This is a genomic window from Synechococcus sp. R70.1 (assembly GCF_047461675.1).
Taxonomy (GTDB): Bacteria; Cyanobacteriota; Cyanobacteriia; order Thermostichales; family Thermostichaceae; genus Thermostichus.
In genome coordinates this window covers 1-1,291 of sequence record NZ_JANSHR010000032.1, presented here as the reverse complement: position 1 = coordinate 1,291, position 1,291 = coordinate 1, and the positions used below count along the sequence as shown (strand labels likewise).

Genomic DNA, 1,291 nt, shown 5'->3' with positions numbered 1-1,291 from the left:
GGGATCCAACTGACTGACCTCAGCTTTACGGATAGCCTGCCTACAGGGTTGCTTGTTGCCAATCCGTCCAACCTCACCAATACCTGTAGCGGCACACCTAATGCGCCTCCAGGCGGGGCCCTAATCACTCTAAGCGGTGGAACACTGGCTGCCAATGCAACTTGCACAGTGACTGTTCAGGTTGTTGCTTCGGCTCCGGGTACCTATACAAATCCGCCAGTAACTCTCACCAGCGCTCAAGCTCCTGCTGTTCAAAGCGCCCCTGTTAATCTGTCAGTGAACCCGGTTACTGCTCCAACGTTCACTAAGAGCTTCAGTCCTTCCACAACCTCACCAAACGCTCCCGTAACCCTAAGATTCACCATCACCAACAACTCTGGCATCCAACTGACTGGCCTCAACTTTGCAGACAACCTGCCTACAGGGTTGTTTGTTGCCAATCCGTCCAACCTCACCAATACCTGTGGCGGCACACCTAATGCGCCTCCAGGCGGGGACCTAATCACTCTAAGCGGTGGAACACTGGCTGCCAACGCAACTTGCACAGTTACTGTTCGAGTTGTTGCTGCAGGCACAGGTACCTATACTAACCCTGCCGTAACTCTTACCAGCAACCAAGCTCCTGCGGTTCAGAGTGCCCCTACCGATCTCTCAGTGATCTCGGTTCCTGCTCCAGGGTTTAATAAGCAGTTTGTTCCTAACTCGACTAAAAACGGCAGCGTCGTAACTGTTGTCTTCACGATCACTAACAACGCGCCTGTTCCTCTCTCAGGGCTCAGTTTCATAGATCCCTTGCCATTGGGTTTACGGATCACGACACCCTCTGTTGCTACCTTAAATACTTGCGGTGGCACGCTGACAGCACCTGCTGGTGGAACCACGATTTCTCTCGCGGGCGGAAGCCTAGCCGCAGGCGCCTCCTGCGTGGTTTCTGTATCGGTCGAGCAAGCTCCGCCCCTGCCTCCACCATCATCACTACCAGAGACCTACACCAACCTACCAGTTATTCTCTTTAGCAGCGGGGCGCCGCCGGCAACTTCTGCCCCAGCCAATGTGACTTTTACGCCGTGAATTTTATTTAACTAGAGTCGGTGTAGAGCTTCTTGCTATTGACCTCAGCAAAATGGAGACAGAGGGGTCGAGCTTTGAGCGTTCTTATGCTGCTCAAGACAGCTCAAGGAAAGGAGCTGCAAGTTTAGACAGCCCTGCAAGCTGCAGGCAATTCCCAGGCACTCTGTGCCGCTGCCGCGCCACCCCCCAACACTTGCGCAGGACTTTGGAACCAGCAGAC

At 54.1% G+C, this 1,291-nt stretch carries 1 protein-coding gene; it reads left to right on the top strand.

The features are described from left to right. The coding region (locus NW807_RS05245) for a hypothetical protein (RefSeq protein ID WP_414425467.1) at positions 1–1,071 on the top strand (1,071 nt) is incomplete at its 5' end. Positions 1,072–1,291 lie beyond the last annotated feature (220 nt).